This window comes from Zoogloea sp. (assembly GCF_030157465.1).
Taxonomy (GTDB): domain Bacteria; phylum Pseudomonadota; class Gammaproteobacteria; order Burkholderiales; family Rhodocyclaceae; genus Zoogloea.
Window position 1 is genome coordinate 27,439 of sequence record NZ_JAOAUU010000018.1, and the last position, 13,848, is coordinate 41,286.

A 13,848-nucleotide genomic window follows, 5' to 3' on the forward strand; every position below is an offset into this window, starting at 1 on the left:
CATGAAACCGCCCACACCCGAAACCATCACCGGACTCGTCCTGGCCGGCGGCCTCGGGCGCCGCATGGGGCGCATCGACAAGGGCCTGGCCCTGCTGGACGGCCAGCCGATGGCCGGCCGCGTGCTCGAGCGCCTCCGCCCCCAGGTCGGCCCGCTGATCATCAACGCCAACCAGAACCTCGACGACTACGCCCGCTTCGGCCCGCCGGTGGTGTGCGATCGCCTGGAAGGCTTTGCCGGCCCGCTGGCCGGGCTCGAAGCCGGGCTCGCCGCCTGCACCACGCCCTACCTGGTCAGCGCCCCCTGCGATTCGCCCTTCCTGCCGCCCGACCTCGTCATCCGCCTGGCCGACACCCTCACCGCGGCCCGGGCCAGCATCGCCGTGGCCCGCACCGGCGACCAGCTCCACCCGGTCTTCAGCCTGATGCGCCGCGACGCGCTAGCCGACCTGCAGGCGTTTCTGCGCGCCGGCGGGCGCCGCATGGAACGCTGGCTGCAACGCCTGCGGTGGGCGCCCTGCCCCTTCGACGACGTGCCCGAGGCTTTTGCCAACATCAACACGCCGGAAGAACTCCGCGCACACGAAGCAGGAGAGACGCCCCGGTGACATCCCTCGCCCGCCAGTTCGGCCGCCACGACAGCTACACCCCCGACGCCCTCCACGTGGATCTGGGCCGCCAGCTCATCCTCGACACCGTCCGGCCGATCACCGGCAGCGAGCGCCTGCCCCTCTGCAGCGCCCTCGGCCGGGTGCTGGCCGAAACCATCCTGTCGCCCATCGACGTGCCCGCCCACGACAACTCGGCCATGGACGGCTACGGCCTTCGCGCCGACGATCTCGCAACCGACGGCGACACCACCCTCGAGATCGCCGGCACCGCCCTCGCCGGCCAGCCCTTTGAGCAGCGCCTCCAGCCCGGCCAGTGCGTGCGCATCATGACCGGCGCCCGCGTGCCGGCCGGCGTCGACACCGTGGTCATGCAGGAAGTCGCCCGCGCCGCCGCCGGGCAGGTCACGCTTCCGCCCGGCCAACGCAAGGGCCAGAACATCCGCCGCGCCGGTGAAGACCTGCGCGCAGGCACCCCCGCGCTCCCCGCCGGACGCCTGATCCGCCCCGCCGAACTGGGCCTGATCGCCTCCCTCGGCATCGGCAACGTTGCCGTGCGCCGGCGCCTCCGCGTGGCCTTCTTCTCCACCGGCGACGAGATCGTCTCCATCGGCAGCGCCGCCCGCGAAGGCCAGATCTACGACAGCAACCGCTACACCCTCTTCGGCATGCTCACCCGCCTCGGCTTCGATGTCATCGACATCGGCGTCGTGCGCGACGACCCGCACACCCTCGAAACCACCCTCCGCGACGCCGCCACCCGGGCCGACGCCATCATCACCAGCGGCGGCGTCTCGGTGGGCGAAGCCGACTTCACCCGCGACGTCATGGCCCGCCTGGGCGAAGTGCTGTTCTGGAAGATCGCCATGAAACCCGGCCGCCCGCTGGCCTTCGGGCGTATCGGCAAGCTTGACGGGGAAGGCGACGGCGGCGCCTGGCTGTTCGGCCTGCCCGGCAACCCGGTGGCCGCCATGGTCGCCTTCTACCAGTTCGCCCGGCCAGCCCTGCTGCGGCTCGCCGGAGTCGATCCGGTGGCCGAACCTCCGCTGCTGCAGGTTGGCTGCACCCAGGCCATCCGCAAGGCCCCCGGCCGCACCGAATTCCTGCGCGGCGTGCTGTTCCGGGACGGCACCGACTGGAAAGTCCGGACCACCGGCCCCCAGGGCTCCGGCCTGCTCAGCTCGATGGCCGACGCCAACTGCTTCATCGTCCTCGGGCAAATCCAGGGCAATGTGGCCGCCGGTGACCTCGTGCAGGTGCAGGTTCTCGACGGAATCGTCTGAACCGGGCCGTGCCAAAAGCCGCGAAATTGTTACGGATTTTCATCAACGGGCCAGTTATGGTGCAGAATTTCCAGCCTTGATTTAAACAATACCGCCGCAAGGCCAAGCCGCCCCCCCAAATCACCTCCAAGAGCGGACCATGGAAAACGACACCCCGGAAGGCACACGGAAAATCATCGACGGCCGTGAGCGGGTCTTCTACTCGGGCTACTGGCTCAAGACCTACTCCGTTCCCGAAGACACCCTGCAGGCCAAGCGGCAGCTGATCGGCGCCCTCACCCGGCGCCTTTTCAACCACGTCGAACACGGCCTCAACATCCCCGGCAGCCGCCTCAACGAAGCCCGCCAGAGCTACGAAGCCGAAACCGAAACCGAGCGTCGCCGGGTCAAGGGCGCCATGCTCGCCGGCGCCCTCTTCAACCGCGCCGCCGACATCTTCACCAAACTGGTCGAACTGCAAACCGTCGGCATCGAAATCCAGTCCGACAACGCGCTGATGCGCGAATGCGGCCGATGTCTGCAGGAGGCGCTCGGCCTCGGGCGACTCGTGCTGCACCGCTCCGGCGAAGAAGGCATTGACGAGCTGTGGGGCGAACCCTTCAAGGCCTTCTCGATCCCCCTCGAGGATTTCTACGAAAGCCGCTACATCAAGATCGCCCTCACGCTGCGCGACATCGACCGCATCGCCGGGGCCATCAACGCCAACTTCGAGCCCCTGCCCTGTTTCGCCGGCATCGCGCCCCATGTGCTCGCCTTCTCCAGGGCAGCCAAGATCAAGACCGAAACCCTGCGCACCGACCCCGACATCTTCGACGTCTGGACCAGCTTCGTCACCGCCGGCGAGCGCATGTCCGGCCACTTCAACGCAGCCGCCATGCCTGCCAACGTAGAAGCCCAGCACCTCGTCGAAGACGGACGCCAGCTCATCCAGCACGGGCGCGATCTGGTCAGCTACATCACGCGGGCCCGCACGCCCATGCCCAAAAGCACCGAGGAATACATCGAACGCTGCCGGACCTACGCCGAACGCCGCGCCCTTCGGGCCGGCTGAACCGGGGCTGCCCAAAAGGCAGCCATTGCGGCGGGCACCGGCAAGGCAGAAAATGTCGAAAGCACATTTTCCTGCTCGCCAGCGCCTTTCCTGTTCGCGATGACGAGCCGAACTCCCAATCTCGTTCGCTACAACAAGAAAGGTTGCCCATGAGCACGCAAGAAGACGCCGCCACCAAACCCGTCGCCGAATCCCTCGCCCCCGCCGGCCCGGCAGCAAAGCCGGCCGCCAAAGCCGCCCACCACGCACCGCGCCGCGTCTCTGCCGGCGACATCGCCCCCAAGGAAACGCCTGACGCCATCGAGCACTTCGTGGTCGACGAGGCCGTGGAAGCCGCCCGCGAGGCCAAGCTCACCGCCGTCAGCGACATCGTCGCCACGCTCGCCCGGCACGACGCCCACAGCATTGCCGAAACCCTGCAGGCCATCCTCGCCGGCGCCTCGCCCGACGATGCCGCCATCCTGCGCAGCGCGCTGCTGGCAGAAGACGAAGCCGTCTATAAAAAGCTGCCCTCCCACCCCGACGAAGAACTCGCCGACGGCTGGCGCGAAGGGGCTTACCCCTACAAGAACCTGATGTCCCGCAAGGCCTACGAAAAGCAGAAATACCGCCTCCAGGTAGAACTGCTCAAGCTCCAGGCCTGGGTCAAGGAAACCGGCCAGCGCGTGGTCGTCCTCTTCGAAGGCCGCGACGCAGCCGGCAAGGGCGGCACCATCAAGCGCTTCATGGAACACCTCAACCCCCGCGGCGCGCACGTGGTGGCCCTCGAAAAACCCACCGACACCGAACGCGGCCAGTGGTATTTCCAGCGCTACGTGCAGCACCTGCCCACCGCCGGTGAAATCGCCCTGTTCGACCGCTCCTGGTACAACCGCGCCGGCGTCGAACGCGTGATGGGGTTTTGCTCGCCCGACGAATACCTCGAATTCATGCGCCAGACGCCCGAATTCGAACGTCACCTGGTGCGCAGCGGCGTGCACATCATCAAGTTCTGGTTCTCGGTCAGCCGCGAAGAACAGCGCCGCCGCTTCAAGGAGCGCGAATCCCACCCGCTCAAGCAGTGGAAGCTCAGCCCCATCGACCTCGCCTCCCTCGACAAGTGGGACGACTACACCAAGGCCAAGGAGGCGATGTTCTTCCACACCGACACCGCCGACGCGCCCTGGACGGTGATCAAGTCCGATTGCAAGAAGCGGGCACGCCTCAACGCCCTGCGCTACATCCTGCACAAGCTGCCCTACACCAACAAGGATCTGGACCACATCGGCCCCCTCGACCCGCTGCTGGTCGGCCGTGCCCACGTGGTCTATGAGCGCGGTGAGCACTCCGGCGGCCCATTGCTCTGATGCACCCGCCGCGGCCCGAAAAGCGGGTCGCGGCAATCCGGATTTTCCCGCTACGCCCCGGGGCTGTGAGAAGGTAAACTCCACCGCGTGCCTGCCATACCCTCCTCCTCGCCCCCGGCTTCCGGGGCATTTGCCCTTTTCGACAACAACTTCGACGCCGCGGGGCAGGCCGGTGCCTGGCTGCTCACCGACCTTGTAGAAGAAGTCGTCTGCCACGCGCCCGCCGACTGGGCCGCCAGCCTCAACCGGCTCGAGGCGGCCGCGCGAAGCGGCGCCTGGGTCGCCCTCGCCGCCAGCTACGAACTCGGCTACGTCATCGAGCCGCGCCTCGCCCGGCACCTGCCGCCCGACGCGGGCCCGCTCCTCACCGGCTGGATCTTCCGGCACGCCGAATGGCTCTCCGACGCGGCCTGCGACGCCTGGCTCGCGGCCCGTGCCGGCAGCGACGCCGGCTGCACCGGGGCACTCCAGCCAAACATCGAAGAAGCAGATTATTTAAAGCAGATCGATCGAATCCGTCGCTACATCGCCGACGGCGACTGCTACCAGGTTAATTTCACCTTTCCGCTCACCGGGCAAGCCTTCGGCAACCCCGCGGCCCTCTACAGGGCTCTGCGGGCGGCCCAGCCGGTGCGTTACGGGGCCTTCATCGCCCACGCCGGCGGCGCCATCCTGTCCCGCTCGCCCGAGCTGTTCCTCGCCCGCACTGGCCGCCACCTCGCCTCCGAGCCGATGAAGGGCACCGCCTCGCGTAGCACCGATCCGGCCCGGCTCGCCGCCTCCGAAAAAGACCGGGCCGAGAACGTCATGATCGTTGACCTCATCCGCAACGACATGGGCCGCCTCGCCCCGCCCGGCGGCGTGCGGGTCGAAAACCTGTGCCGCATCGAAGCCTATCCCACCGTCTGGCAAATGACCTCCCGCGTCGTCGCCGAACCCGTGGATGCCGATCTGGCAACGCTGTTCGGCGCGCTCTTTCCCTGCGGCTCGATCACCGGCGCACCCAAGATCCGCGCCATGGAAATCATCCGCGAACTCGAGGACATGCCCCGTGGCCTCTACTGCGGCGCCCTCGGCTGGCTGCGCCCCGGCGGCGACTTCCGTTTCAGCGTACCGATCCGCACCCTGCTGCTCGATGCCGCCGGCAAGGCCCGGCTGAATGTCGGCAGCGGCGTGGTGCATGATTCACGCCCCGCGCCGGAATGGGCCGAATGCCACCTCAAGGCGAGCTTTCTCACCACCCTGCCCAAAAACCTTCGCCTCATCGAAACCCTGCGTTTCGATCCGGAGCACGGCTATCCCTACCTCGCCGAACACCTCGAACGCATCTCGGATTCAGCCCGCAGCTTCGGTTTTCCCTTCGACGCCGCGGCCTTCCGGCGCCTGCTGGCGGGCGTCGCGGCCGATCAGCCGCTGCGCGTGCGCGTCACCCTGGGCCAGGAGGGCGATCTCACGCTGGAACACACCCCGCTCACCGCCGGCGCCCCCGGGGTGACGCCGACGGTGGTGCTGTCGCCCCATCCGGTTGCAAGCACCGACCTGCTGCTGCGCCACAAAACAACCGCCCGCGCCCTCTACGACCGCGAACTCGCCCGCGTCATCGCCGCGGGCCACTTCGACGCCCTGTTCATCAACGAACAGGGCGAGCTGACCGAAGGCGCCCGCAGCAACCTGTTTGTCGAGAAGAACGGCATCCTGCTGACACCGCCCTGCGAGGCCGGCCTGCTCAACGGCGTCTTGCGGCGGCGCCTGCTCTGCGAAGGCAAGGCCCGGGAAGCCCGCCTCGACCCCGACGCGCTTCGCCATGCCGACGCGATCTTTGTCGGCAATGGCCTGCGCGGCCTGGTGCAAGTCCGGCTGGTGGAATCCAAAACCGGGATTCAATAAAAAACGGCAACAATGATCGACTCATTGTTGCCGTTTGGTACTACCGGGAAACCAGGCTTACTTGGCGCTCTTGCCCTTCGGCACCGCAACCAGGGCATCGACCAGGGTCAGGGTGCTGGCGGTGGATTCCTTCAGCAGCAGTTGCACGCCGGCCCGCAGCAGTTCGGACTTGGCGCAGATACGGCCGGCCTTGGCCAGCGTCTCGCGCAGGGCCTTGAGCTGGGCATGCTCGCTCTTGGGCATCGAGAAGGAATCGCGCACCACTTTTTCGCGAACCGGCTTGGCGGCCTTGGCTGCCTTGACCTTGGCCGGCTTCTCGACCTTCTCTGCCTTAACGGCCTTCGCCGGCTTGGCTGCCTTGGCGGGCTTCGCGGCCTTGACCGGCGCCTTCGGCTCGGCCACGTCCAGGGCAGCAACTGCCTTGGCGATCTTCGGCGCAGCCTTGGGTGCGGCTTTCGGAGCTGCCTTCGGCGCGGCCTTGGCGACGCGGGAAGCCGCCTTCACAGCGGGCGCCGCAACCGGCTCGACGGCCACGGCAGCGGCCACGACCACAGGCGCCTCAACCACAGGCGCCTCGACGACCACAGCCGCCGGCGCAGCCTCGACAGCGGCCGGAGCCTCGACGGGTGCCGCAGCAACCGTAACTTCAGGCTCGGGCAGACGGGCTTCGAGGGCCGCGCTTTCCTGCTGCAGCGCCGAGCGCAGAGCGGATTTGGTCTTGGTGTTCATGCTTTTTCTCCTGTCAGTTTCAATACTTCAGTAACCAGTTTGTCCACCTCCCGCACCGCTTCGGCGCCGGCCCGGCCCAGTTGATACACCGTGCCGCCGACCACCGCGCTTTGCGCGAAGGCATTACGCTGGGAAAGGGACGCGCCGAGCACCGGCAGCGTGAAATCACGCATCACCTCCAGCACGTCCCAGGCAAGATTGGTCCGCAGCACCCGGTTCGGCACGAGTGCCGCCTTCAAGCCCTTGCGAGCAGCCTGCACCTGCAGGATCAAGCGCTCGACACCCTTGGTGGACCACAGGTCGGTCGGGCTCGGCACCACCGGCACCAGCGCCACATCGGCCTCCTGCAGCGACGCCAGTGTGGCGGCGTGCTCGATCGACGGCGGGCAATCCAGCAGAATCACATCGGCCTGCCTGCCTGCGGTCTTGATCATCTGGTGCAGCGCCGCCGGGTCGGCACCGAGATGCACCACCGTGGCCGGAAAAGCCACCGCGCCGGATGCCGCATGGGCCCAGCGCATGGCCGTTTCCTGGGGATCGAGATCGATGATCGCCACACGCCGGCCGCTCCGGGCGAGCCCGCCAGCCAGCTGCATCGTGAGCGTTGATTTGCCTGAACCGCCCTTCTGGGACAGCACCGTTACAACCCTGGGTTTTGCCACGCCACCCCCTATTGCGTAATACCGTATTATTTTTACGCCAAACCCTGCCTGTTGGCAAGTCCGTCGTCACCTGTCGCCCCGCTGCCGCAGCCACCGGAACGGCGCACAATCGCCCTGCAGCGGGGCGATTGAACACAGCGCAAGTGTGCGGCAAAGCCGCGTCAAGAGGAGCACAGCATGAAGACGGAAAAACAGATCCGGGTCTGGGAGGGCGACATCACCACCCTGACTGTCGACGCCATCGTCAATGCGGCCAATTCGAGCCTTCTGGGCGGCGGTGGCGTGGACGGGGCAATTCACCGCGCGGCCGGGCCGGCGCTCACCGCCTGCTGCGCCACCCTGGGCGGCTGCCCGACCGGCGAGGCGCGCATCACGCCGGGTTTCAGGCTGCCGGCGAGACACGTGATCCATACCGTCGGGCCGGTGTGGCACGGCGGCCATCACGGCGAAGCCGAAGCCCTTGCCGCCTGCTACCGCAACAGCATCCGGCTGGCCGAGGCCAACGGTCTGCGCAGCATCGCCTTCCCGGCCATTTCCTGCGGGGTGTATGGCTACCCGCTGGCCGAGGCCGCCCGCATCGCGGTTGCCGCATGCCGAGCGGCGCTGGAGGATGAATCCGGCGGGCTCGAGGAAATCGTGCTGGTGGTCTTCGATCAGCGCCTGAATTCGGTGCTGAACGAAACCCTGCGCGGCGGCGACTGAATCACGATGCGCCGCGGACCATCGGCGCGCGGCGTGGCGGCCTTGCTGCCCTCGCAGGGGCTCAGCCCCCGCGTGCCGAGGCGCATGCACTGCACGCCCTCGCAATGGCAGCCTATCGGCAGGTCGGAGGGCGAACCGTCCTCCATGTGGTCGATGCGCAAAAGCTCAAGAAAGCGCAGCGCCGAATCGCGGCATCCGAAAACGGTCAGGCGACCGTCGTTGGCGCACAGCCAGCGCTCGTCCACGGTGATGCCAAGGCAACGCCCCTCACCGCCACTCAAGGCATGGATGCGCACCCGCGTTTGCCCCAGCCGCCACAGCGGCGCGACGGCGAGTTCGAGCCAGGTCGCCTTGCGTCCGTTCAGTTCCATTTTTTTCTCCTCCGTTATCCAAGATCGCTGCGGCTTGCCGAAGATCAGGACGAGCGTCGCGATTCTTTGCGTATTATCGTGAGCCCCAAACAGAAACGGCAGTCGGCAATACCCGGCGGGCCTTCCGGGAAAACCCGGACAGCCGCCCCCCAAAAAACGCATTCAACCCGGAGAAAAACACGATGAAACTCGAAACCCTCGCCGTGCATGGTGGCTACAGCCCGGACCCGACCACCAAGGCGGTGGCCGTGCCGATCTACCAGACCACCTCCTATGCTTTTGACGACACCCAGCACGGCGCCGATCTTTTTGACCTGAAGGTGGCGGGCAACATCTACACCCGCATCATGAACCCCACCCAGGCGGTGCTCGAAGCCCGCGTGGCGGCCATGGAAGGCGGCATTGCCGGCCTCGCCCTGGCCTCCGGCATGGCGGCCATCACCTACTCGATCCAGACCATTGCCGAAGCCGGAGACAACATAGTCTCGGCCTCCACGCTGTACGGCGGCACCTACAACCTGTTCGCCCACACGCTGCCGCAGATCGGCATCCAGGTCCGCTTTGCCGACTACCGCGACCCGGCCTCCTTTGCGCCGCTGATCGACGCGCGCACCAAGGCCATCTTCTGCGAATCCGTCGGCAACCCGCTGGGCAACATCACCGATTTCGAAGCACTGGCCGCCATCGCCCACGCCCACGGCATTCCGCTGATCGTGGACAACACCGTGCCCTCGCCCTACCTGTGCCGGCCGATAGAACACGGCGCCGACATCGTCGTGCATTCGCTCACCAAGTATCTCGGTGGCCACGGCACGTCCATCGGCGGCATCATCGTCGATAGCGGCAAGTTTCCGTGGGCCGAACACAAGGAGCGCTTCCGCCGCCTCAACGAGCCGGACGTGTCCTACCACGGCGTCGTTTACACCGAAGCCCTCGGCCCGGCCGCCTACATCGGCCGCGCCCGCGTCGTGCCGCTGCGCAACATGGGCGCCGCGATCAGCCCCTTCAACGCCTTCCTGATCCTGCAGGGCGTGGAAACCCTGGCCCTGCGCATGGACCGCATCTGCGAAAACACCCTCAAGGTGGCCGAGTTCCTCAAGGGCCACGCCAAGGTTGCGTGGGTGAATTACGCCGGCCTGCCCGACCACCCGGACAATGCGCTGGTGCACAAGTACATGGGCGGCCGCGCCTCGGGCATCCTCAACTTCGGCGTAAAGAGCGTGGATGGCGACGGCAAGGCAGCCGGCGGACGCTTCCAGGACGCCCTCAAGCTGGTCACCCGGCTGGTGAACATCGGCGACAGCAAGAGCCTCGCCTGCCATCCGGCGTCCACCACCCACCGCCAGCTGTCCCCCGAGGAAATGCTGAAGGCCGGCGTGTCCGAGGACATGGTTCGCCTCTCCATCGGCATCGAGCACATCGACGACATCCTGACTGATCTCGACCAGGCGCTGGCCGCCGTTTAAACGCGATTCAATGCAAAAAGGGCCGGGGAAACTTCCCGGCCCTTTTCATTTGCGCTGACAGGCGCAGGCCCGTCTTACGCCACGCAATCGGCGAAGACCGCCTCAACCGGCATCGCGCCATCGCCCTGACGCCCGGCGATGCGATTCACCGCGCTGACGATGGCCCGCACCGAGGCCGTCACGGTGTTGCGGTGCATGCCGGCGCCAAAGCAGCTGCCGGCCACGCCATCCATCGCCACTTCCACCATGCACACGGCCGCTGCGTCGGCGCCCTCGCCCATCGACCGCTCCTCGAAGCTCTGCACCCGCACCGGCACGCGAAGCGCCGCCACAGCCGCCTCGACGGGGCCGTTGCCCTCGCCGCTGAGCGTCACCGGGCGCCCATTCACTTCAGCCTCGATGCGGATGCCCTGGCGCTCGCCCGCCTCGAAGAGGTGATGCGCCACGTAACGCACCGGCGTATCGGCCTCGAAGTATTCCCGCCCGAAAAGCGTCCACAACTGGTGGGCATCCACTTCCTGGCCGGTTTCGTCGGTGAGACGCTGCACCGCGCCGCTGAACTCCACCTGCATGCGCCGCGGCATCACGAGGCCATAGGCCGACTGGAGCAAATGCGCCACGCCGCCCTTGCCCGACTGGCTATTCACGCGGATCACCGAATCGTAGGTGCGGCCGAGATCGAGCGGATCGACCGGCATGTAGGGCACTTCCCAGAGCGCGTCGGCGCGCTGCACGTCGAAGCCCTTCTTGATCGCATCCTGGTGTGAACCCGAGAACGCCGTGAAGACCAGATCGCCCACGTAAGGATGGCGCGGATGGATGGGCAACTGGGTGCATTCCTCGGACACGCGGGCCACCGAATTGATGTCCGAAAAATCGAGCTGCGGATCGATGCCCTGGGTGTAGAGGTTCAAGGCGAGGGTCACCACATCCACGTTACCGGTGCGCTCGCCATTCCCGAAGAGACAGCCCTCGACCCGGTCGGCACCGGCGAGCATCGCAAGCTCGGCCGCCGCCACCGCGGTGCCGCGGTCGTTGTGGGGATGAACGCTGAGCGTGATGGATTCGCGGTGCGCGAGATTGCGGTGCATCCACTCGACCTGGTCGGCGAACACATTGGGCGTGGCCACTTCAACCGTTGCCGGAAGGTTGAGAATCACCTTCTCGCCCGGCTTCGGCCCCCACGCAGCCACCACCGCATCGCACACTTCGAGCGCGAAATCGAGCTCGGTCGACGTGAAAAGCTCGGGGCTGTACTGAAGCACGAACTCAGTTTCGGGCTGCTCGGCGGCGAGTTGCTTGACGAGCTTGACGCTATCGACGGCAAGCGCCTTGACCTCGTCCTTTTCCATGCCGAACACCGTCTTGCGAAACACCGGCGCGGTGGCGTTGTAGATGTGCACAATCGCCCGACGGGCGCCGCGGAGCGATTCCATCGTGCGGCGGATGAGGTGCTCGCGGCTCTGGCTGAGCACTTCGATGGTCACGTCGGCAGGAATCTCATCCTGCTCGATGAGCTGGCGGACGAAGTCGAAATCGGTCTGGGATGCGGAGGGAAAGGCGACCTCGATTTCCTTGAAGCCGATCGCCACGAGCTTCCTGAACATCTGCAACTTGCGGGCGGCGTTCATCGGTTCGAAAAGCGCCTGGTTGCCGTCGCGAAGGTCGGTACTCATCCAGATCGGCGGATGGGTCACGGTGCGGGCGGGCCACTGGCGGTCGGCGAGGGCGACCGGGGGGAAGGCGGCGTATTTGGTGCTGGGATTCTTCAACATGATGATCTTGTCCTTTGCTTTCGTCGGGTACGGTGTTCGGATGCGGACGCAGGGCTGCCAGACTGCCGCGGGCTCGTGGCCTGGCAACCGGGGCGCAGTCGTAGGAACAGAAGGACAAGATTCAGGGTGTTCATGGCAGGACTCCGGTGAAGGGTCGGTGCTGGTGCGACGCGCACAAAAACGCCATTCGCCCGCTCAGGGCGACAGCTGGGACAACAGGAGGGGAAATAAGATGTGTGCCCGTCAGGGCAGCAGCAGACCCAGCCCCGAGAGGGCCGGCAGGAGGAATAGCGTCGTCTGTTGCTTTGAGGTCATGGAACGAAAATTAGCAGCTGGAAACGTCTTCGTCAAACAGCAGCCGATAATCCATTGGATAGCCGGCTGCTATCGCGAGCTCACAGGAGGGTGCACTCGACAATCTGGTAACCCGGCCCGCTCACCACCGCCCTGCCCGGCTGCAGCTTGACCATGCGGCCGCCAAGCTTGGCAAAGACCGGCCGCGTCGAGCGCATCGCGCCCGGTTCGCAGGCAATCCGGAGCCCGCGCCCGCGCACCACCGGATCGCACAGGATGCCGCTCCAGCTGCGGCTGCCATCGTCGAGCAGCACCGGCACCGGCTCGCTGGATATCGTTTGCAGGCCAACCGCGGCCCCGCCCTGCTCGCTGGAACGCACCCGCCGAACCAGCGCCAGCACCCAGCGCCCGACTTCCCCGAGGTGAGCCCCCACCAGCACGCCGACCCGGCAGATTTCCGGATCCATCACCGGCGATGCCACGCCAAAGCCGCTGCGACTCGCATCGCACAGCGTCCAGGCCGCTGCCGGGCGTATCTGCGCCTCGCCGGAAATCAGCGTACGGATAAACCCCAGCCCGGTAGCAAGGGCCAGCTCGCCCCGCACCGCATGGCGGCGGTACTGCCGCATCGGCGGCACCGGCCCCCACTGGCGCGACAGATGGCGTATCGCGCCGGTCACCGATGACGCGCCTATCCCCGCGAAAACCGGGCCCAGGTTCCCCTCGGCCAGCGTCTGGCGCAGTTCGCCCAGCATGGGCACGACATCCCCCGGCCGGAAATAGCGGGTCGAGGCCGACACGTCTTCCGGCACGGTGAGGCAGCGCTGCGGCGCTGCCAGGGTTTCGAGATCGATGGAAAACTGGCTGCCGTCACGCGGCTCGAGGGACAGCGCGAGGGAATGCTGCAGGTAGCGCACCAGTTTGTCGGCCGCCTCGATGCGATCGGGCGACAACTGGTCGAGGCTGGCGCACTGCATGGCCACCAGCCGGATGAATTCACGGTTGATCGTCGTGCGGGTTTCGCGGCCCTCGCGCACGTTCACCGGGCTGTTCAGCCCGCCGGCCAGGTGGGCGACGCGGTAGGCCGAAACGGCCCGTTGCCAGACCTCCGGCGAGAGCTCCTGGTAATCGAAGGCCACCCATTTCATTTCACCCGCCGCGGCCCGCACCGTGCGCAGCAGCACCTCGGTACGCAGCGTGTCGGAGGGTTCGACGGAAAAATCGACGGCCAGGCCGCCCAGCACGAGATCGTAGGCACGCCCGAGGCTGGCGTAGAAATCCCGCCCGAGCGCCTTGTAGCGCACGCTGCGCGAACCGAAGACATTGGAAAGATAGAGACCGGCCGCCTGGCGCAACTGGGGCTGGGCGGCTTCGTCGAGCGTGGCAACCAGGCGGGCCAGCTCGGGCAGCGGCAATTCACATTCGAAGTGAAAGGAGTCGAGCCAGCGGATCAGTTCGACAATGGCCGTCGGCGCGGCGTTGGTGGCGATATCGGTCAGGATACGGCCCAGCTTCTCCGGCTGCATGAGCGGATGCGGATTGCTTACGACCGTGCCTGCTCCCATGTTTGCCTCTTTGCCGCCACCGGAGGCGTGCTGAAACGTTTTGTGACGATTTTCAATGTTAGCACAAAGGTCATTTTTTCAGCTTTCCGGCGGCTGGCTGTGGCAAGCCC

At 66.6% G+C, this 13,848-nt stretch carries 12 protein-coding genes; 7 read left to right on the forward strand and 5 right to left on the reverse strand.

Annotated features, from left to right (window positions below):
• The first annotated feature begins 1 nt into the window (after position 1).
• The 5 genes from mobA to pabB all read left to right on the forward strand — a co-directional run bounded on the left by mobA (position 2) and on the right by pabB (position 6,174).
• Positions 2-607, forward strand: coding sequence for a molybdenum cofactor guanylyltransferase MobA (gene mobA / locus Q1W26_RS02380; protein WP_300435360.1), 606 nt, complete (start codon positions 2-4; stop codon positions 605-607).
• The gene (glp, locus tag Q1W26_RS02385) at positions 604-1,890 is read left to right on the forward strand and encodes a gephyrin-like molybdotransferase Glp (RefSeq protein ID WP_366143626.1); all 1,287 of its coding nucleotides are present in this window, start codon (positions 604-606) and stop codon (positions 1,888-1,890) included. The genes mobA and glp overlap by 4 nt, the downstream gene beginning before the upstream one ends.
• A 139-nt stretch (positions 1,891-2,029) precedes the next feature.
• Positions 2,030-2,941, forward strand: coding sequence for a hypothetical protein (locus Q1W26_RS02390; RefSeq protein WP_300435363.1), 912 nt, complete (start codon positions 2,030-2,032; stop codon positions 2,939-2,941).
• 149 nt (positions 2,942-3,090) lie between these two features.
• Positions 3,091-4,287 (forward strand): polyphosphate kinase 2, encoded by a 1,197-nt coding sequence (gene ppk2, locus Q1W26_RS02395; protein ID WP_300435366.1) that lies wholly within the window; start codon positions 3,091-3,093, stop codon positions 4,285-4,287.
• Positions 4,288-4,374: 87 nt separating this feature from the next.
• Positions 4,375-6,174, forward strand: a complete 1,800-nt coding sequence (pabB, locus tag Q1W26_RS02400) for an aminodeoxychorismate synthase component I (RefSeq protein ID WP_300435368.1) — start codon at positions 4,375-4,377, stop codon at positions 6,172-6,174.
• A gap of 57 nt (positions 6,175-6,231) precedes the next feature.
• Here pabB and Q1W26_RS02405 read toward each other — a convergent pair whose 3' ends face one another.
• Both Q1W26_RS02405 and parA read right to left on the reverse strand, forming a co-directional pair.
• Positions 6,232-6,903: a hypothetical protein gene (locus Q1W26_RS02405; RefSeq protein WP_300435371.1), complete on the reverse strand. Its 672-nt coding sequence runs from the start codon at positions 6,901-6,903 to the stop codon at positions 6,232-6,234.
• Positions 6,900-7,565 (reverse strand): ParA family partition ATPase, encoded by a 666-nt coding sequence (gene parA, locus Q1W26_RS02410; protein WP_300435374.1) that lies wholly within the window; start codon positions 7,563-7,565, stop codon positions 6,900-6,902. Before parA ends, Q1W26_RS02405 begins: the two co-directional genes overlap by 4 nt.
• A gap of 177 nt (positions 7,566-7,742) precedes the next feature.
• Here parA and Q1W26_RS02415 point away from each other — a divergent pair, with 177 nt between their 5' ends.
• The gene (locus Q1W26_RS02415; protein WP_300435377.1) at positions 7,743-8,267 is read left to right on the forward strand and encodes an O-acetyl-ADP-ribose deacetylase; all 525 of its coding nucleotides are present in this window, start codon (positions 7,743-7,745) and stop codon (positions 8,265-8,267) included.
• On the opposite strand, the gene Q1W26_RS02420 is transcribed toward Q1W26_RS02415, so the two are convergent.
• Complete coding sequence (locus Q1W26_RS02420) at positions 8,219-8,638, reverse strand: hypothetical protein (RefSeq protein ID WP_300435382.1); 420 nt, start codon at positions 8,636-8,638, stop codon at positions 8,219-8,221. The two genes, Q1W26_RS02415 and Q1W26_RS02420, sit on opposite strands and share 49 nt — an antisense overlap.
• 182 nt (positions 8,639-8,820) lie before the next feature.
• Between Q1W26_RS02420 and Q1W26_RS02425 the strand changes: the two genes are divergently transcribed.
• Entirely contained in the window at positions 8,821-10,104 is a 1,284-nt protein-coding gene (locus Q1W26_RS02425; protein WP_300435384.1) for an aminotransferase class I/II-fold pyridoxal phosphate-dependent enzyme, read from the forward strand.
• Positions 10,105-10,178: 74 nt separating this feature from the next.
• Here the strand turns inward: Q1W26_RS02425 and leuA are convergent, their stop codons facing one another.
• Together leuA and Q1W26_RS02435 are read right to left on the reverse strand one after the other, a co-directional pair.
• On the reverse strand, positions 10,179-11,882 hold the full coding sequence (gene leuA / locus Q1W26_RS02430) for a 2-isopropylmalate synthase (RefSeq protein WP_366143627.1): 1,704 nt from the start codon (positions 11,880-11,882) through the stop codon (positions 10,179-10,181).
• 392 nt (positions 11,883-12,274) lie between these two features.
• Positions 12,275-13,738: a hypothetical protein gene (locus Q1W26_RS02435; RefSeq protein WP_300435390.1), complete on the reverse strand. Its 1,464-nt coding sequence runs from the start codon at positions 13,736-13,738 to the stop codon at positions 12,275-12,277.
• Positions 13,739-13,848: the final 110 nt, after the last annotated feature.